Below are 15348 nucleotides of genomic sequence, written 5' to 3' on the forward strand. Positions count from 1 at the left end.
CTCCTCAGTACAGGAAGGCGACGTCGGGTTCGGTGGCGCCGGCCGTAGGTTCGGTGGGTACGGCCGGTACTGTCCGGGCGAAGCGGAGCAGCAGCAGTACCTCGATCACCGCGAGTACGCCGTACAGGACGGTGAACGTGATCATCGAGGTGAGGACCGATCCGGCGCCGACGGTGGGTGAGACGCCGTCGCGGGTCTGCATCAGGCCGAACACGATCCAGGGCTGGCGTCCCATCTCGGTGAAGATCCAGCCGAAGCTGTTCGCGATCAGTGGCAGCAGCGGGAGTGCGATCGCGGCGTGGACGAGCCATTTGGACGGCGATCGGCCTTGCCGCCGCAGGTGCCACAAGGCGAGTAGAGCGATGAGTGCGGCGAGGACGCCGAACAGGATCATCAACCGGAAGGTCCAGTACGTCACCGGGATGTTGGGTTTGTAGCTGCCCGGGCCGAAGCGTTGCTCGTAGGCCTGCTGGAGGTCGTTGATCCCTTGCACCTTGCCGTTCCAGGTGCCGGTCGCGAGGAACGACAGGCCGTGCGGGACGGTCAGCGACCAGACTTCGCGCTGGCCGTCGAGCGAGCCGATGGTCAGCAGTGAGAAGCCGGCCGGTTCGGAGGTCTCGTACAGCGCTTCCGCGGCCGCCATCTTCATCGGCTGCGTCTCGGTCATGATCTTGCCCTGGATGTCACCGGTCACGAAGACCGCCGCGGCGGCGACCAGGACGGTGATCGCGCCGAGCTTGACCGCCGGGCGGAAGAGCTCGACCCGCTCCTTCCCGCCGCGCAACAGGTGCCAGAGCGCGATGCCCAGCATGAACGCGCCGCCGGTGAGGAAAGATGCCGAGATGGTGTGCGGGAACGTCGCGAGCGCGACCTTGTTGGTCAGCACCGCACCGAAGTCGTGCAGCTCGGCCCGGCCGGTGGCTTTGTTGTAGGTGTAGCCGACCGGCCACTGCATCCAGGAGTTCGCGGCCAGGATGAAGTACGCCGACAACTGGGTGCCGATGGCAACGAGCCAGATGCTCGCCAGGTGCACCCGCTTCGGGAGCCGGTCCCAGCCGAAGATCCAGAGCCCGAGGAAGGTGGACTCGAGGAAGAAGGCGAGCAGCCCCTCGATCGCCAGCGGGGCGCCGAAGATGTCGCCGACGAACTTCGAGTAGGCGCTCCAGTTCATCCCGAACTGGAACTCCTGGACGATGCCGGTCACCACGCCGATGGCGAAGTTGATCAGGAACAGCTTGCCCCAGAACTGGGTGAGCTGCCGGTACTTGAGCTTGCCCGTCCGGTACCAGGCCGTGTGTAGGCCGGCCACGAGGGCCGACAGGCCGATGGTGATCGGCACGAACAAGAAGTGGTAGACGGTGGTGATACCGAACTGCCACCGTGCCAGGTCGATCGCATCCATGCTGCTCAGCGTCGCGGCGTACGGCGGTGCCGTCGTAGAGGCAAAGGTCCCGGGCCAGGGGACCAACGGCACTGGCCGGGCGGGGCCGGCGCGCGGTGGGCTGGTGGGGTGTCGAGGAGAGGCAGGAGGTCATGACGGCAACCGAAGCAGTGCCCACTGCGGGGTGGGACGTGCTGGCGTCGGACGGGTCGGTGGTCCGGATCCGTCCGGTGCGGGCCGACGACGAGTCCGCTCTGGAGGCGATGAACGACCGGGTCTCGGACGACTCGATGTACATGCGGTTCTTCGGGATCAACCGGTCGATGGCCGAGGAGTTCACGCACCATCTGACGACCGCGCGGGACGGGCACGTGGCCTTGGTTGCGGAGTACGGCGACGAGCCGGTGGGGGTCGCGAGCTACGAGGTACTGCGGTCCGGTGAGGCCGAGATGGCCTTCCTGCTGCAGGACTCGGTGCACGGTCGCGGGATCGGGGCGCTGTTGCTCGAGCAGTTGGTGGCGACGGCCCGGGAGAACGGTATCGAGCGGTTGCGCGCGGACACGCTGGGCGAGAACGCCAAGATGTTGCGCGTACTGGTCGACTCCGGGTTCGAGCAGGTCCGGAAGCTGCAGAGCGGCGTGGTGGAGCTGGTGCTGGACACGGCGTACCACCCGTTGACCCTGGAGCGGATGGCCGGCCGGGAACGCGCGGCCGAGAACCGTTCGCTGCAGCGGATGTTCTCCCCGGGGACGGTCGCGGTCATCGGCGCCGGCCGCAGACTTGGTGGCATCGGCCACGAGGTACTGCGGAACATTGTCAACGGCGGATTTACCGGGTCGGTGTACGCCGTGAATCCGCATGCGGCGCAGATCGCGGAGGTGCCGGCGTACCCGTCGATCGAGGCCGTGCCGAGGACCGTCGACCTCGCGGTCATCGCGGTACCGGCCGAACAGGTGGCCGATGTACTGACCGAGTGCGGCGCTGCGGGCGTCGGCGGAGCGGTCGTGCTGACGTCCGGGTTCTCCGAGCTGGGCGCGACCGGCCGTGAGTTGCAGCGGCAGATGCTCGCGGTCGCCCGGCGGCACAGCATCCGGCTGGTCGGGCCGAACTGCCTGGGGCTGGTGAACACGGCTCCGGAGGTCAGCCTGAACGCGACCTTCGCCGAGGTGGCGCCGACGCCCGGAGCGCTGGCCATCGCGGCACAGTCCGGCGCCGTCGGAATCGCCGTACTCGAGCACGCCGGACGGACCGGCCTGGGCATATCCGAGTTCGTCTCGCTGGGCAACAAGGTCGATGTCAGCGGCAACGATGTCCTGCTGCACTGGTGGGGCGACCAACGAACGGCCGTGATCGGTCTGTACCTGGAGTCGTTCGGGAACCCGCGCAAGTTCGGCGGACTGGCGCGGATGATCGGCCGGACGAAGCCGATCCTGATCGTGAAGGGCGGCCGCTCGGCCGGTGGCCGGCGGGCCGGGCTGTCGCACACGGCGGCCGCGGCGACGCCTGAGACGGCGGTGGACGCGCTGTTTGCGCAGTCCGGCGTACTGCGGATGGAGACCGTCGAGGAACTTGTCGAGACAGCCCGGGTGCTGGCGATTCCGCCGTTGCCGCGCGGGCGACGGGTCGCGGTCGTCGGGAACGCAGGCGGCGCGGGCGCTGAAGGTGATCGTGGACAGCGGCGAGATCGCCAGCGTCGTGGTCAACTACGCGGTGACCAGGGCCGGACGGGTGGAGGACATCTACGACACGATCGCAGCCGCCGCTTCGCTGGCCGAGCTCCCGATCGTGGTCAACTGCGTCGGCTCGGCACACGCCGGTCCGGAGATCGCGCTGGCCGACGGGCGGCGGCTGCCGGTCTTCCCGTTCCCAGAAAGCGCGGTCCGGGCGCTCGCTCACGCGGTGCGGTACGCCGAGTGGCGGTCGCGGCCGCAGGGCGACGTACCAGAGCTGGCGCGCGTCGATGCGTCCGGTGCACGTGCCGTGGTGCAGCGATTCCTCGAGCACGAAGCCGAAGGCGGCTGGCTGGATCCGCGACGGGCATGCCTGCTGCTGCAATGCGCCGGCGTTCCGGTGATCCCGGTCGTGACGGCGCTGAACCGGTCGGAGGCGATTAAGGCCGCGGAGAATGCCGGCTATCCGGTGGCGCTGAAGACTGCGGCCCCGGGCGTGCTGCACAAGACCGACATCAACCCCCTGCTCGCCGGCCCGGCCGGCACCTTCGCCGTCGACGTACGAATCCGTCTGGCCCCGGCGGCCCCCGAGCCGGACTGGTACGCCAGGCGGATGCGGGGCGATTGATCAGGGCCGGACGCGCTCCAGGTACCTCGGGGCCACCGCGCGTGCCGGGGACCTGGAAGCCGGGCAGGATCACGGTGTTGCGCTTGCCGGGCAGCAGCCTGGCGAGGTGGTGCAGCACTCGGCCGCCGGTCGCCATACCGGAGGCCGAGATGACGATCGACGGCAAGGCCGGCATCAGTACGACGCCACCGCGGGCGGTCGTCGCGGTGATCACATGGGCCAGCTGGGCGTGGTCATTGCGCGGCGGCTCGCTCGAAGCGGACGGCCACCTTGGTGAGTGCCCGCAGAGCCGCGACGGTCTCGGCGATGTTCTCGAGGTCGGCCTCCCAGCGGTCGATCTCCTGGTGCAATGTGGTCATGTCGGCTCCTTTGGGAGGAAGTCCGCGATCGGCCTCCGGGCGGTACCGGTGTGCGGCCGGTGGTGACTGAAGCGGATGATCATGTGGGCGTGGCCCGGCCGGCCGGTCAGGGCCTGCACTTTGCGGCGCAGGTCGTCGTACTCGAGCGGCTGGTTGAGGAAGGATGCGCTGATGCCGGCGCGGGTCGCGGTGAGCAGCACGCGTTCGAGCGCGGCGCCGGCGGCGACCTGGTCGGTGGGCGCGTCGAAGTCGGTGGACAGTACGGCGATGTCCGGGGCCGTCTCGAAGGTCGTCTTCTGGCGCACCCGGTCCGTGGGCCGCGTGGCCATGTCGCGGACGGCGGACGGGTAGGTCGCCGACCGTGGGCCGAGTGCCGAGCTCGGTATGCCGTCGGCGGTGCGTTCGCCGCCGACCCAGTGGGAACGTTCGGCACTGCGGTGCCAGTCGTGGATCTCGCGCAGGTCGGTGTCGAGGATCAGGTCCAGCACCGTGCGGACCTCGTCCTCGCCGAGCCACGTGAGCCCGGCGCCTTCGGCGTACGCGGCCTGCATCAGTTCGACGCGAGCTTCCTCGGCCAGCGGTACATCGTCCGACGGCTTGCGGTCGGTGTGCCGGTGCGGGATCTGACGGGCGAGGTCACGCAGCTCGTCGTCCTGGTCGGCGGTCGGTTCGATCACGATCCGGGCGAGCAGGTCGGGTTCGTCGCGTGGGTACGGCGCCAGTCCGAACCAGGTGCCGTACCCGAGGCTCTCGGCCGCGCACCGTAGGTTGAAGGTCGCGGCGCCAGCGGCGATCCGCATCGCCCGGCCGGTCGGGTCCTCGGCGGGCAGCGCGCGTGATCCGTCCACGTATACGTCGATCACGTGGCCCTCGACCTCGAACCGCCACGGCTGGGTGTTGTGCATGCTCGGCGCGGCGACGGCGGCCGAAAGCAGTACGTCGACGTCCTTCGACGGCAGCTGATCGGACACTGCAGGCTCCTCCCCACTGGTTCTCCGATTTCAGGTTCGCCGGAGGCAGTGGGTAGCGCTGCGGTCGAGAGTCCCGACCTGACAGGCCGTTAGTCAGTTGGAGCGGTGAGCTCGACCACGGTGCCGTGCGGGTCGTTGTTGATGATGCTGAGGGTGCCGCCGAGAGCCTCGGCCCGCTCGGCGAGATTGCGCAGTCCGCTCCTGCGATTGGTCGCACCGATGCCAACGCCGTCGTCCGCGACGCGGGTGACGACCACTCCCGAGCCGACGGTCACCTCGACCGTCGCCTGAGATGCGTGGGCGTGGCGGACGACGTTGGACAGCGACTCCCTGACGGCCGCGAGGAGCTGTGGCCGGATTTCGGCCGGTACGGCGGTGTCGACGGGGCCGGTGCACGTGAGCCGCGGCCGGAAGCCGAGTGCCTCGGCGTACTCCGAGACCATCGTCTGGAGGTCGCCGCGTAACGACGTCGACTCCGGACCGTGCTGGAGCTCGAAGATCGCAGCCCGCAGGTCGTGGATCGTGGTGTCGATGTCGTCGACCGCCCGGCTGAGCCGGTCCTGGTGCTCGGGCCGGGCGAGCCGGTGCATGCCCTGGAGTTGCAGGCCGGTCGCGAACAGCCGCTGGATGACCAGGTCGTGGAGGTCGCGCGCGATCCGGTCGCGGTCCTCCAGTACGGCGAGGGCGTCGCGATCCCGTTGTGCCTGGGCGCGTTCGAGCGCGAGAGTTGCCTGGCCGGCGAACATCCGGACCAGGTCGGCGCCCTCGGTGACCCGGTTGCTCGCGCCCTGTTCGAGCGCCACGACGACGAAGCCGCCGGTGCCCGCACCACCGGCCGGTAGCGGGGCGATGGTCGTCCGGCCGAGGGCCGATCCTTCGGGGAAGTCGGTCAGGCCGCCGGAGTCCTTGAGGACCTGTGCGAGGTCCTCGAGCACGATCACCTGCCCGTCGTTGGGCACCACCTGGCCCAGGACGGGGAGGCCTGCCGGGAGCCGTCGGCCGACGTACCTGCCGTAGTCCGCCGGTCCGTCGATCGCGCGCACCACCAACTCGTCGCCATCGGTGATGAGGACGCCGGACACCTGCGCGCGAGAGATCTCACGGCAGCGCTGTGCGATCAGCTGGAGTGCCTGGTCGGCGTCGAATTCGCCCAGCATCAGCTGGGTGATCTCGGCGGTGACCTCGTGCGAGCGCCGGCGTTGTTCGGTGTCGGCGTACAGGCGGGCGTTGTCGATCACGACCCCGGCCGCGGCTGCGAGCGCGGTGACCGTGCGTTCGTCGTCCTCGGTGAAGTCGGCGCCACCGGTCTTCTCGGTCAGATAGAGGTTGCCGTAGACGTGTTCGCGGGTGCGGATCGGGACGCCGAGGAAGCTCTTCATCGGCGGGTGGTTGGACGGGAAGCCGTACGAGCGCGGGTGCTCGGCGAGGTCGTGCATCCGGATCGGTTCGGGGTGCTCGATCAGCAATCCAAGGATGCCGTGACCCTCGGGGTACGGTCCGATGGCGGCGATCTCGTCGTCGCTTACGCCGTGGGTGATGAAGCGGACGAGTCGTTTGCCGTCGGGGCCGACGACGCCGAGGGCGCCGTACCGGGAATCGGCCAGTTCGCAGGCTGTGCCGACGATGCGATCGAGAGTGCTGTTCAGGTCGAGGTCCGCGCCGATTCCGACCACGGCGTCGAGGAGTGCCCGGAGGCGGTCCTGGTACTCCATGATCTCGTGGACTCGGCCGAGCAGCTCCTGCAATAGCGCATCGAGTCGTACCCGGGACAAACCGGCGTACTCAAGCGCCCCCTCGTCCCAGGTCCCTCGCCCCGCACGCGAATCGCCCGCCACGCGCCCAGCCTAGGCACTGCCGCCGGGGATGGGAACCCTTGCTAGGCGCCTGTGCGGGGCCGCTCACCCCAAGGAACCAGACGCCGGCCATGCACGGACTCGACGCTGACGCGCACGAGCCGCGGGTCATCCATGGGCAGCCAAGAGTGCACCGGCAACGTCCGACGCAGCTCGGCCGCCTGGTCGCGGGTAACCACCGACAAGTGGCCGATCGCGGTGACCGTCCACTCCAGATGGCGCTCGACATCCACCTCGTCCGCCTCGAACGCCACGACGTCACCCCGCTCGGCAGCCTGGAACTTGTCGCCCTGCCCGGTGCTGAACACGACCGTGTCGGCATCCACCAGAAAGTTGACCAGCCGCACCGCAGGCAGACCACCCCTCGTGTAGACGAGCCGCCCGAGCGGGACGGATCCGAGCAGCCGCGCAAACACTCGGCGCGACTCAGAACCGCCAGCCGCGAGTGACCGAATCGAAGTGGCGTGGTCATGGCAGGGCCTTCCGGGAGTTCTTGCTCAACTGTCGTGGGAGGCGTAGGACTGGAGTAGGGCCAAAAGGCCCCGACCTGTGGGACATCTCGATCGGGCAATGGTCTTCGCGGTAGGTGACCTTCGGCCCCTGTGCCGACGGGCCGGGGCGGCGCACGCTGGGAGGATGAGCGTCTTGTCCGGCGGATCTCCGCGCGAACCCTGGTTCCGGCAGCACCCCAGACTCGTCCTGATGGTCGCCGGTGTGCTCTTCGCAGGCGTGCTGGTACTGCGTCTTTTTGCCGGTGACGCTGTCGATGCGACGACTCTGCTGTTCACCTTGCCGGTGGCGCTGATCGCGGTGGCGTTCGGCGTGCGCGCCGGTCTGACGGCCGGACTGCTGGCCGTCGCGCTCATCGTGGTCTGGGCGGTCGCGACCGGTACGGCGTTGAGTCCGGTCGGGTGGATCGCGCGGTGCCTGCCCGAAGTACTGCTCGGACTTCTGCTCGGGGACGCTGCGCAGCGGGTCCGCCGGGCGGAGGAGGAGCGTCGGCGGGTGGAGTCGGCGGCATTGCTGTACCGCGAGGCGATCGAGATCAACGACTCCATCGTCCAGGGGATGGCGGCGGCGCGCTGGGCGCTGGAGGCGGGGCGCGCGGAGTCGGGCCTGAAGACGCTCGAGGACACGATCGTGCAGGCGCAGGAGCTGGTGTCGGGCCTGATCCGGCAGGCCGGAATGTCTGAACGCATCTGAGGACCTTCGGACCGTTCAACGAGAGACCACAGAACGTGCAGCACCTGCACGTCGGGGCGTTCGGTTGAGGGTGACAACAGAGTGTGCTGGAGGAGCGATGAGGCATCCGTTGCAGGGTGGCCGACATGGTGACGCGCGACGTCGTCACAGTCGCCCAGGACACGCCGTACAAGGAGTGACGATCGAGCAGACCGTCGTGCACGCGCTCTGGGACCACCCGTTCGGTCCTGAGCTGGCAGTCCACGACGGTGTCGTCGGGGTCGAGAACCAGCTCAAGCGGATGCACGACGACACGCTGTCGGCGCCGTCCATCCAGCCGTCACCGGAACACTGCCGCCGGCCGTGACACTTCGGGCGGTTCGGCCCTGCGATCCGGGGTCTTCCGGACCTGGCTCCGACCCGCTCCGCGGCGTCAGGATGAGGAACATCAGCGGACGACGGAATCGCCGGAGCCGCGTTGCCGGAGAGGGGCCGGTCATGAAACGCACCCAGGTGAGGATCCAGCGTCCGCAGCGGCCACGCCGCCCGACGAGACTCGATCTCCGGACGCCGTCCGGCCGTGTCCTGCCGTTCTGACCGATGAACCCGACGCTGCGGTTCGGACGGATCGCGGGCATCCCGATCGGTGCGCACTGGTCGGTGGTGCTGATGATGTTGCTCGTCAGCGACACGCTGGCGTCGACCGCGCTGCCCCAGCTCGTCCCGGGCTAAAGCACTGCGGCGTACTGGCTGACCGGCGTTGTGGCGGCGCTCGCCTTCCTGGCTTCGCTACTTGCACATGAACTCGCCCACGCGCTGACGGCTCGCCGGTACCAGGTGCCTGTTCAACGGATCACACTGTGGATGCTCGGCGGGGTGAGTGTGCTCGACGGCGATCCGGCGACGCCGCGGGCGGCCTTCCTGATCGCGGCGGCCGGACCAGCGACGAGCCTCTGTATCGGCGCGGTGTCCGGCGCCGGCGGCCTGCTGTTGCGGGTGACCGAGGCCCCTGACCTGTTGCAGGCGACGGCGCTGTGGTTCGCGGTGATGAATGTCGCTCTCGGTCTCTTCAACCTCCTGCCCGGTGTACCGCTTGACGGCGGCCGGGTGCTGCGTGCGTGGCTCTGGCATCGGTACGGCGATCCCGACCGGGCCACCGCGGTCGCGTCGGTGGCGGGTCTGGTCGTCGGCGGGCTGATCGCGGTCGGTGGAGTCGTACAGCTGGTGACCGGCGATGCAGGCGGCGTCTGGCTGATGGCGGTCGGGTACGTCGTCGCGCTCGCGGCGACCGCCGAGGGCCGGCAGGCTCGTGCGCGTGCTAGGGGTGAGCGGTTTGTCGCAGGCGCCGTCATGCGACCGGTGGTCGAGGTCGGCGATGCAGCGATGCCCGTTTCCCGCTTTCTGACCGACGTCGCCCCCGGAACCGAACAGCTCGTGTTCCCGGTTGTCGGCCCTGGCGGCCGGACGACCGGAGTCGTCAGCCTCGCCCGTCTCGTGGCGGTTCCGCTGGAGCTCCGGTCCGGCACACTGCTGCGTGACATCCAGACTCCCGTCGAGCGGATCCAGGTTGTCGACCCGCGAACTCCGCTGACAGAATTGCAGCACCTGGCACCGGACGACGTCGCGCTGGTCGTGGATGGTGCCCGCCTGGCCGGCTTGATCACGGGGTACGACGTGGCGCACCGAACCGGCTGCTCGTGGTGATGGACAGGATCGTCGGCGGTCTCGATCCATGGGCGGATGGGGTCGAACCAGCTGATCGGGTCCGGGTAGGTCTGCCGGACCTCGATCGCGTGGACGCCTAACAGTTCTGCGCCGGTCGCCTCCGCGAGTTCGGCGCAGAACCGGAGCGCGTCCTGACCCTCAACAGATCCGTCGATGCCGACCACGTGTCGGACTGACCAACGCGGTCCAGCTCGGCAAGGCGTAGACATCAACTCGCTGACCGCCGCCCCCGCGCGGCGACCAGCCGTGATCAGAGGCGGACGCGCTCCAGGTGGGTCGGGGTGACTGCGGTCCAGTCGAGTTCGGTGTGGATCCGTCCGGCCAGTTCGGCACGGGCGTGGTCTTCGCCATGAACGACGTACACGGTCTCCGGTGGCCGAGGAGAGGCAGCGAGCCAGGCAAGCAGTTCGTCGGCGTCGGCGTGGGCGGAGAACTCGGAGAGGCCGACGATCTGGGCGCGGACCGGGACGTAGCGGCCGTGGATCTTGACGGCGCGGGCGCCGTCGAGCAACGCGCGGCCGCGGGTGCCGGGGACCTGGAAGCCGGGGAGGATGACGGTGTTGCGTTTGCCGGGGAGCAGCCGTGCGAGGTGGTAGAGGACGCGGCCGCCGGTGGCCATGCCGGACGCGGAGATCACGATCGACGGGCGGCCGGGGTCGCTGATCCGCATCGATTCCTCGACGGAGTGGACCAGGCGCAGGGTGCCGGGGTCGAACGGGTCCGGGCCGCCGATGATCTCGGGGCGGAGCTCGGGTGACTTGTTGGTGACGGCCGCGCGGTACACGTTGAGTGCGGCCAGCGCCATCGGGCTGTTGACGTATACGGGCAGGTGGGGGATGAGGCCGTCGCGCATCAGACCGGTGAGCTCGTGCAGCAGGACCGCCGTACGGTCGATGGCGAAGGCCGGCATCAGTACGACTCCGCCTCGGGCCGCGGTCGTGCTGATCAGGTGGGCGAGCCCGGCGTGGTCGAGCGGCTGGTGGTGGCGGTTGCCGTACGTCGACTCGACGAGGACTGTGTCGACCGCGGGTGGAAGCTCTGGCGGGCGAAGCAACGGATGCTGTTGCCGCCCGAGATCACCGCTGACCAGGAGCCGTCGTCCGTCGACGTCGAGTACTGTGAACGCGGAGCCGAGGATGTGGCCGGCTCGGTAGAGCCTGACCGCGATGGAGTCGGCGAGGTCGATGCGACTGTCGGTGGGGCGGAAGAGCCGGATGGCCAGCTCGGCGTCCTCGGAGTCGAACAGGGGCTGGGGCGGATCGTGCCGGGAGTATCCGCCGGCGCGGGCGTGCTGTGCGTCCTCGACCTGGAGGTGGGCGGCGTCGCGAAGCACGATCGCCGCCACGTCCGCCGTAGATGGCGTGCAGATCACCGGGCCGTGAAAGCCCTGCCGGACAAGGCTGGGTAGGTAGCCGCAGTGATCGAGGTGTGCGTGCGTGAGCACAACGGCGTCGAGCGTCGCCGGGTCGATCGGGAACTCCTCCCAGTTCCGCCGGCGCCACTGCGCCTCGCCCTGGAACATGCCGCAGTCGAGCAGGATCCGCTGCCGGTCGTGCTCGAGCAGAAACTTGCTGCCGGTCACCGTCCCGGCTGCGCCGAGGAAGGTCAGCGTGCTCATTGGACGTCTTCGAGGGTTTGCTCGAGGCGCAACGCCGTCTGCGTGAGCGCGCGCAGCGCCGCGAGGGTCTCGGCGATCTCTTGGTGCGAGGTCACCGGGTGGACGGTGCGGAACAGATCGTTACGGAGGTCTTCGAGGCGGTCGACGAGATGCTCGATCTCGGTGGCGACGATCCGGCAATCAGGGGTGCCGAGCAGCGGCAGGATGCGGCCGCGGTACGCGATGATGGTCTGCTGCGCCTCGGCCAGCCGGCGTTCCTCGAGGAACCAGTCGTCTGACGTGCTGGTGTCCGCGATGTCGTCGAGCTGGGCTTCCCAGCGCTCGATCTCCTGCTGCAGCGGAGTGGTCATGGCTGACTCCTTCGATTCACCTTCAGGATCGCCGGGGGAGCCGTTGGGGCGCTGCGGGCAAGAGTCCCGACCTACAGGACCTTCGGTCCTTCGATCCGAGGACTCAGGCCCTGTCCGGCCGAGCTCGGCTGCGGTTCGGTGGAGGTGAGAAGGAGGGCCGAGATGAGGCATCCGCTGAAGGTTTCGGACGTGATGACGCGCGACGTGATCACGGTGACCGGGGACACGCCGTACAAGGAAGTGGTGTCGCTGCTCGCGACCCATCACATCAGCGCGGTCCCGGTCGTGAACCGGTTCGGCGGTATCGGTGGGGTGGTCTCGGAAACGGATCTGATCCGGAAGGAAGAGTTCCGGCGCCGGCGCCCGCCGAGGCTGGCGCGGCGGACGGTCCGGACCAGGGCGGCGGCGGTGAGCGCCGGCGACGCGATGTCGCATCCCGCGATCACGATCCCGCAGACCGCGACGATCCCCGAGGCGGCCCGGCTGATGGCGACCCGCGGGATCACCCGGCTGGTCGTCACCACCGACGACAACGACGCACTGGCCGGGATCGTCACCAGGTCGGACCTGCTGAGAGCGTTCCTGGAACCGGACGACCGCATCCTGCAGCGGATTCGCCGCGACGTCGTCGTCCACGCGCTCTGGGACGATCCGTTCGCGATCGAGATCGAAGTACATGATGGTGTCGTCACGTTGTCCGGCGAGGTCGACAACCGCAGTACCGCGGATGTTGCCGGCAAGTTGACGCAAGAGGTGGACGGTGTCGTTGCCGTCGACAACCGCTTGACGTGGGTGTACGACGACATCGCGGCAACACCGCACCCGCTGCCTTCCCCGGAAGTGCGCCGCCGCACCTGAAACCGAGTGCCCGACGTCACCTGTGCCGACGCTTGCGGAGCGTGTGGTTGAGGCGGGCCCAAGCGATCATCGCGCCGACGGGGGCAAGGGCGATGAGAGCGACATCGAGCGGGTTCCAGCGCCACGACTGTGGATCGCGCACTCTCGTGGGTTTGCGTGGATCGACCTCCAGATCGATTCGATCGCCGACCTTCGGACGTTGGTGGATGTCCTCGACGAGGACGCGTACGCCGGGAAAGCGTGACTGCAGTTCTGCGTTGAAGCTGGGCCCTCGCTGGTCGTAGTTGGTGCGGACGACGAGTGCGGTCACGAGCTCGCTCCGGTGGTTGAGCACGAGGTCGTCGTACACGAACGACACCGAGAGGCCAGCCATCGCGGCGATCCACAGCAGGCTCAGGATCAGGCGGAGTGCCGTCCACTCGCCGACGGGTGTCGACAGGACGAGGCGCTCGAGCCAGGGCCCGTCGGTGCCGCCCTGCCTATGTTTACCGGTCGCCACGACGATCCCACCCGCTGCCCTCGTCGCCGCTGCGCTGTGGGCGGCGGCTCTTGCCAACACGTGCCGCACCTGATTGCAGCGGCGCTGCGTAGCGTGTGTGCCGTTCTGTAGCTACGGCGAACGTCACCTCGACGGTGTCGATATAACTCCCGCCCTTGCCGTACCGGACTGTCAGCTCCACGCCGTCGGCAACTGTTCCGACACCGGTTTCCAGGAAGTCGTGCGCGACAGCCTGCTGGTTGCGCATGTCCAGAAGGGCGCCAGCACCAAACACCGTCGCTACGAGCGCGAAGACACCCATGACTGAGGCCCACCGCGGAAAGGCTTGCACGGGTCTTCCTCTTTCGATCGACGACGCAGTACGTCGCCGACCAGGCTTCCCGGCACTCCACGAACAAGCCGCGCCGAAGCACGGCGTTCATTGGCTCTATCGATCGAACAGGGTCGCACGTTACAACGTCAGGACCTTTGCCTCTGATGATGCGCCGGACGGCGGCGGAGCATGACGTCAGGTGGAGATCACGCTGGGGAGGTCGGGCGGTGGGTGTTGCGATCGAGGTGGCTGGGCTGGTCAAGCGGTACGGCGCCACGCCGGCCGTCGACGGTGTGTCGTTCTCGGTGGCCGAGGGTGAGGCGTTCGGGTACGTCGGTCCGAATGGTGCCGGTAAGACGACGACGATCCGGAGCATGCTCGGGCTGGTGCGACCGACGTCCGGGACGATTCGCATTCTCGGCCGGGACATCTCGAGCGATCTCAGGGCGGTGCTGGCAGACGTGGGTCACCTGCCGGGGGAGTTCGGGCTGTGGCCGCAACTGACCGGCCTGGAGTGCCTCGAGTATCTCGGCGACCTGCAGGGGCGTCCGCCCGTACGGCGCAAGGAGCTGTGCGAGCGGCTCGAGTTGTCGGCGGCTGATCTGCATCGGCAGGTGAGGGTCTACTCACGCGGTATGCGGCAGAAGATCGGTCTTGTCCAGGCGTTCCAGCATGATCCGCGGGTACTGGTGCTCGACGAGCCGACCGAGGGTCTCGACCCGGTCATGAAGGAACGGTTCGGCGGATTGCTCGACGAGCATCGACGAGCGGGCGGAACTGTCTTCCTCTCCTCGCACATCCTGACCGAGGTGGAGCAGACGACGGAGCGGGTCGCCGTGATCAAGGCCGGCCGGATCGTGGCGACCGGAGCGACTGCCGACGTGACTGGCGAAAGCGTGCACCACTGCACCCTGGTTCTCAAGTCTCCGATCGCGGATGGTGCGCTCGACGTCGCGGGTGTCTCGGCGCTGGAGAGCGACGGCCTGGTTCACCGGTTCGAGTTCCGTGGGGACATGGAGGCGTTGATGCGCCAACTCGGCACGTTCGCCGTACAGGAGTTCGTCTGCGAGCCGGAGCATCTCGCCGAGACGTTCTTCGAGATCTACAGGGAGGTCAGATGAGTGTCGTCGTACTCCGCCAGACGCTCCGCCAGGTACGCCACGCGATCGGCGCCCTGGCCCTCGGTGTGGGGGTGTTCTTCTACCTGATCCTGTTCGCCTCGGCGTCGTTCACCAAGGACGCGCCGAACGTGCCTTTCCTGCAGTCGCCGCCCAAGGCGATGACGGCGTTCCTCGGTGGTTCGGCCGATTTCTTCCACCCTGACGGATGGTTGAGCCTCGGGATGACGCACCCGGTCGTGCTCGCGTTGCTGACCTCGTCGGCGCTGCTGGTTGCGGCCGGATCGGTGGCCACCGAGGTCGAGCGCGGCACCATCGACCTGGTGCTCGTCCGGCCGGTCGGGCGCCTGCGATTCCTGGCTGCGAAGGCGGTCGCCTCGATCGTTGCCGTGACCGCTGCGGAAGCCGGCGGACTGGCCGCCGTACTGATCGCACGGGAGACGATCGGCCAGGTGGCGGGCCTTCCGATGACGTCCGTACTTCGGGCGTTCGCCGGCTCGTGGCTGCTGTTCGTCGGCGTCGCGATGCTCGGCGTATTGGTGTCGGCGGCCTCGAGCCTGCGCGGCCGGGCGATCGGTATCACGGTCGGCATCGTCGTCGCCTGGTTCTTCCTGAACTTCATCGCCCTGCTCATCGACGGCATCAGCCCGCTGCGCTACGCCTCACCGTTCCACTACTTCCGCCCAGTAGACCTCCTCGCCGGCACGGCACCCGCCGGTGACCTCCTGGTTCTTGTCTCGATCCCTCTGATCGCAGCCGTCGCGGCCGGACTCCGATTCACACACCGTGACCTGACCCGGTGATGCCCGGCATACAGCTGCTA

At 68.5% G+C, this 15348-nt stretch carries 19 protein-coding genes and 1 pseudogene; 9 read left to right on the forward strand and 11 right to left on the reverse strand.

Annotated features, from left to right (window positions below; all coding sequences use genetic code 11):
- Positions 1 to 4: 4 nt before the first annotated feature.
- A complete protein-coding gene (locus ACGFI6_RS36855; protein ID WP_393127068.1) occupies positions 5 to 1402 on the reverse strand; it encodes a cytochrome ubiquinol oxidase subunit I in 1398 nt (465 codons plus the stop codon).
- Between the two features lie 131 nt (positions 1403 to 1533).
- Here ACGFI6_RS36855 and ACGFI6_RS36860 point away from each other — a divergent pair, with 131 nt between their 5' ends.
- Both ACGFI6_RS36860 and ACGFI6_RS36865 read left to right on the forward strand, forming a co-directional pair.
- Positions 1534 to 3495, forward strand: coding sequence for a GNAT family N-acetyltransferase (locus ACGFI6_RS36860; RefSeq protein WP_393127070.1), 1962 nt, complete (start codon positions 1534 to 1536; stop codon positions 3493 to 3495).
- Entirely contained in the window at positions 3431 to 3679 is a 249-nt protein-coding gene (locus tag ACGFI6_RS36865; RefSeq protein WP_393127548.1) for an acetate--CoA ligase family protein, read from the forward strand. The genes ACGFI6_RS36860 and ACGFI6_RS36865 overlap by 65 nt, the downstream gene beginning before the upstream one ends.
- Here the strand turns inward: ACGFI6_RS36865 and ACGFI6_RS36870 are convergent.
- From ACGFI6_RS36870 to ACGFI6_RS36890, 5 genes are all read right to left on the reverse strand, one after another.
- The gene (locus ACGFI6_RS36870) at positions 3567 to 3854 is read right to left on the reverse strand and encodes a hypothetical protein (protein WP_393127549.1); all 288 of its coding nucleotides are present in this window, start codon (positions 3852 to 3854) and stop codon (positions 3567 to 3569) included. The genes ACGFI6_RS36865 and ACGFI6_RS36870 overlap by 113 nt on opposite strands.
- A gap of 58 nt (positions 3855 to 3912) precedes the next feature.
- Positions 3913 to 4038 carry a hypothetical protein gene (locus tag ACGFI6_RS36875; RefSeq protein ID WP_393127072.1) on the reverse strand — a complete coding sequence of 42 codons (126 nt, stop codon included), beginning with the start codon at positions 4036 to 4038 and terminating at the stop codon, positions 3913 to 3915.
- Complete coding sequence (locus tag ACGFI6_RS36880) at positions 4035 to 5009, reverse strand: Acg family FMN-binding oxidoreductase (protein WP_393127074.1); 975 nt, start codon at positions 5007 to 5009, stop codon at positions 4035 to 4037. The genes ACGFI6_RS36875 and ACGFI6_RS36880 overlap by 4 nt, the downstream gene beginning before the upstream one ends.
- Before the next feature lie 89 nt (positions 5010 to 5098).
- Positions 5099 to 6844, reverse strand: coding sequence for a GAF domain-containing protein (locus ACGFI6_RS36885; RefSeq protein WP_393127076.1), 1746 nt, complete (start codon positions 6842 to 6844; stop codon positions 5099 to 5101).
- 41 nt (positions 6845 to 6885) lie between these two features.
- Positions 6886 to 7278 (reverse strand): pyridoxamine 5'-phosphate oxidase family protein, encoded by a 393-nt coding sequence (locus ACGFI6_RS36890; protein WP_393127078.1) that lies wholly within the window; start codon positions 7276 to 7278, stop codon positions 6886 to 6888.
- A gap of 220 nt (positions 7279 to 7498) precedes the next feature.
- On the opposite strand from ACGFI6_RS36890, the gene ACGFI6_RS36895 reads away from it, so the two are divergent.
- The 4 genes from ACGFI6_RS36895 to ACGFI6_RS36910 all read left to right on the forward strand — a co-directional run bounded on the left by ACGFI6_RS36895 (position 7499) and on the right by ACGFI6_RS36910 (position 9748).
- Positions 7499 to 8065 carry a hypothetical protein gene (locus tag ACGFI6_RS36895; protein ID WP_393127080.1) on the forward strand — a complete coding sequence of 189 codons (567 nt, stop codon included), beginning with the start codon at positions 7499 to 7501 and terminating at the stop codon, positions 8063 to 8065.
- Between the two features lie 175 nt (positions 8066 to 8240).
- Positions 8241 to 8411 carry a hypothetical protein gene (locus ACGFI6_RS36900; RefSeq protein WP_393127082.1) on the forward strand — a complete coding sequence of 57 codons (171 nt, stop codon included), beginning with the start codon at positions 8241 to 8243 and terminating at the stop codon, positions 8409 to 8411.
- Between the two features lie 233 nt (positions 8412 to 8644).
- A complete protein-coding gene (locus ACGFI6_RS36905) occupies positions 8645 to 8776 on the forward strand; it encodes a hypothetical protein (RefSeq protein ID WP_393127084.1) in 132 nt (43 codons plus the stop codon).
- Positions 8777 to 8806: 30 nt separating this feature from the next.
- The gene (locus ACGFI6_RS36910; RefSeq protein WP_393127086.1) at positions 8807 to 9748 is read left to right on the forward strand and encodes a site-2 protease family protein; all 942 of its coding nucleotides are present in this window, start codon (positions 8807 to 8809) and stop codon (positions 9746 to 9748) included.
- A 65-nt stretch (positions 9749 to 9813) separates the two neighbouring features.
- On the opposite strand, the pseudogene ACGFI6_RS36915 reads toward ACGFI6_RS36910, so the two are convergent.
- From ACGFI6_RS36915 to ACGFI6_RS36925, 3 genes and pseudogenes are all read right to left on the reverse strand, one after another.
- Positions 9814 to 9978: pseudogene (locus tag ACGFI6_RS36915) on the reverse strand (universal stress protein); the annotation flags it as partial.
- Positions 9979 to 10019: 41 nt separating this feature from the next.
- A complete protein-coding gene (locus tag ACGFI6_RS36920) occupies positions 10020 to 11387 on the reverse strand; it encodes an MBL fold metallo-hydrolase RNA specificity domain-containing protein (RefSeq protein ID WP_393127088.1) in 1368 nt (455 codons plus the stop codon).
- On the reverse strand, positions 11384 to 11737 hold the full coding sequence (locus ACGFI6_RS36925; protein WP_393127090.1) for a hypothetical protein: 354 nt from the start codon (positions 11735 to 11737) through the stop codon (positions 11384 to 11386). The genes ACGFI6_RS36920 and ACGFI6_RS36925 overlap by 4 nt, the downstream gene beginning before the upstream one ends.
- Before the next feature lie 162 nt (positions 11738 to 11899).
- Here ACGFI6_RS36925 and ACGFI6_RS36930 point away from each other — a divergent pair, with 162 nt between their 5' ends.
- Positions 11900 to 12595, forward strand: coding sequence for a CBS domain-containing protein (locus ACGFI6_RS36930; protein ID WP_393127092.1), 696 nt, complete (start codon positions 11900 to 11902; stop codon positions 12593 to 12595).
- A 16-nt stretch (positions 12596 to 12611) separates the two neighbouring features.
- Here the strand turns inward: ACGFI6_RS36930 and ACGFI6_RS36935 are convergent, their stop codons facing one another.
- Positions 12612 to 13094 (reverse strand): hypothetical protein, encoded by a 483-nt coding sequence (locus ACGFI6_RS36935; RefSeq protein WP_393127094.1) that lies wholly within the window; start codon positions 13092 to 13094, stop codon positions 12612 to 12614.
- Positions 13081 to 13395: a hypothetical protein gene (locus ACGFI6_RS36940; RefSeq protein WP_393127096.1), complete on the reverse strand. Its 315-nt coding sequence runs from the start codon at positions 13393 to 13395 to the stop codon at positions 13081 to 13083. Before ACGFI6_RS36940 ends, ACGFI6_RS36935 begins: the two co-directional genes overlap by 14 nt.
- A gap of 239 nt (positions 13396 to 13634) precedes the next feature.
- Between ACGFI6_RS36940 and ACGFI6_RS36945 the strand changes: the two genes are divergently transcribed.
- Both ACGFI6_RS36945 and ACGFI6_RS36950 read left to right on the forward strand, forming a co-directional pair.
- Positions 13635 to 14528, forward strand: coding sequence for an ABC transporter ATP-binding protein (locus ACGFI6_RS36945; protein WP_393127098.1), 894 nt, complete (start codon positions 13635 to 13637; stop codon positions 14526 to 14528).
- On the forward strand, positions 14525 to 15328 hold the full coding sequence (locus ACGFI6_RS36950; protein ID WP_393127100.1) for an ABC transporter permease: 804 nt from the start codon (positions 14525 to 14527) through the stop codon (positions 15326 to 15328). The genes ACGFI6_RS36945 and ACGFI6_RS36950 overlap by 4 nt, the downstream gene beginning before the upstream one ends.
- The last annotated feature ends 20 nt before the right edge of the window (positions 15329 to 15348 follow it).

It is taken from the genome of Kribbella sp. NPDC048928 (assembly GCF_043197975.1).
In the GTDB taxonomy this organism is placed as follows: Bacteria; Actinomycetota; Actinomycetes; order Propionibacteriales; family Kribbellaceae; genus Kribbella.

Coding starts and splice junctions, on each gene's coding strand:
- ACGFI6_RS36855 (WP_393127068.1), bottom strand. CDS start 1,402: ATGGATGCGATCGACCTGGCACGGTGGCAGTTCGGTATCACCACCGTC.
- ACGFI6_RS36895 (WP_393127080.1), top strand. CDS start 7,499: ATGAGCGTCTTGTCCGGCGGATCTCCGCGCGAACCCTGGTTCCGGCAG.
- ACGFI6_RS36940 (WP_393127096.1), bottom strand. CDS start 13,395: ATGGGTGTCTTCGCGCTCGTAGCGACGGTGTTTGGTGCTGGCGCCCTT.
- ACGFI6_RS36950 (WP_393127100.1), top strand. CDS start 14,525: ATGAGTGTCGTCGTACTCCGCCAGACGCTCCGCCAGGTACGCCACGCG.
- ACGFI6_RS36920 (WP_393127088.1), bottom strand. CDS start 11,387: ATGAGCACGCTGACCTTCCTCGGCGCAGCCGGGACGGTGACCGGCAGC.
- ACGFI6_RS36870 (WP_393127549.1), bottom strand. CDS start 3,854: ATGCCGGCCTTGCCGTCGATCGTCATCTCGGCCTCCGGTATGGCGACC.
- ACGFI6_RS36925 (WP_393127090.1), bottom strand. CDS start 11,737: ATGACCACTCCGCTGCAGCAGGAGATCGAGCGCTGGGAAGCCCAGCTC.
- ACGFI6_RS36875 (WP_393127072.1), bottom strand. CDS start 4,038: ATGACCACATTGCACCAGGAGATCGACCGCTGGGAGGCCGACCTCGAG.
- ACGFI6_RS36905 (WP_393127084.1), top strand. CDS start 8,645: ATGAACCCGACGCTGCGGTTCGGACGGATCGCGGGCATCCCGATCGGT.
- ACGFI6_RS36860 (WP_393127070.1), top strand. CDS start 1,534: ATGACGGCAACCGAAGCAGTGCCCACTGCGGGGTGGGACGTGCTGGCG.
- ACGFI6_RS36930 (WP_393127092.1), top strand. CDS start 11,900: ATGAGGCATCCGCTGAAGGTTTCGGACGTGATGACGCGCGACGTGATC.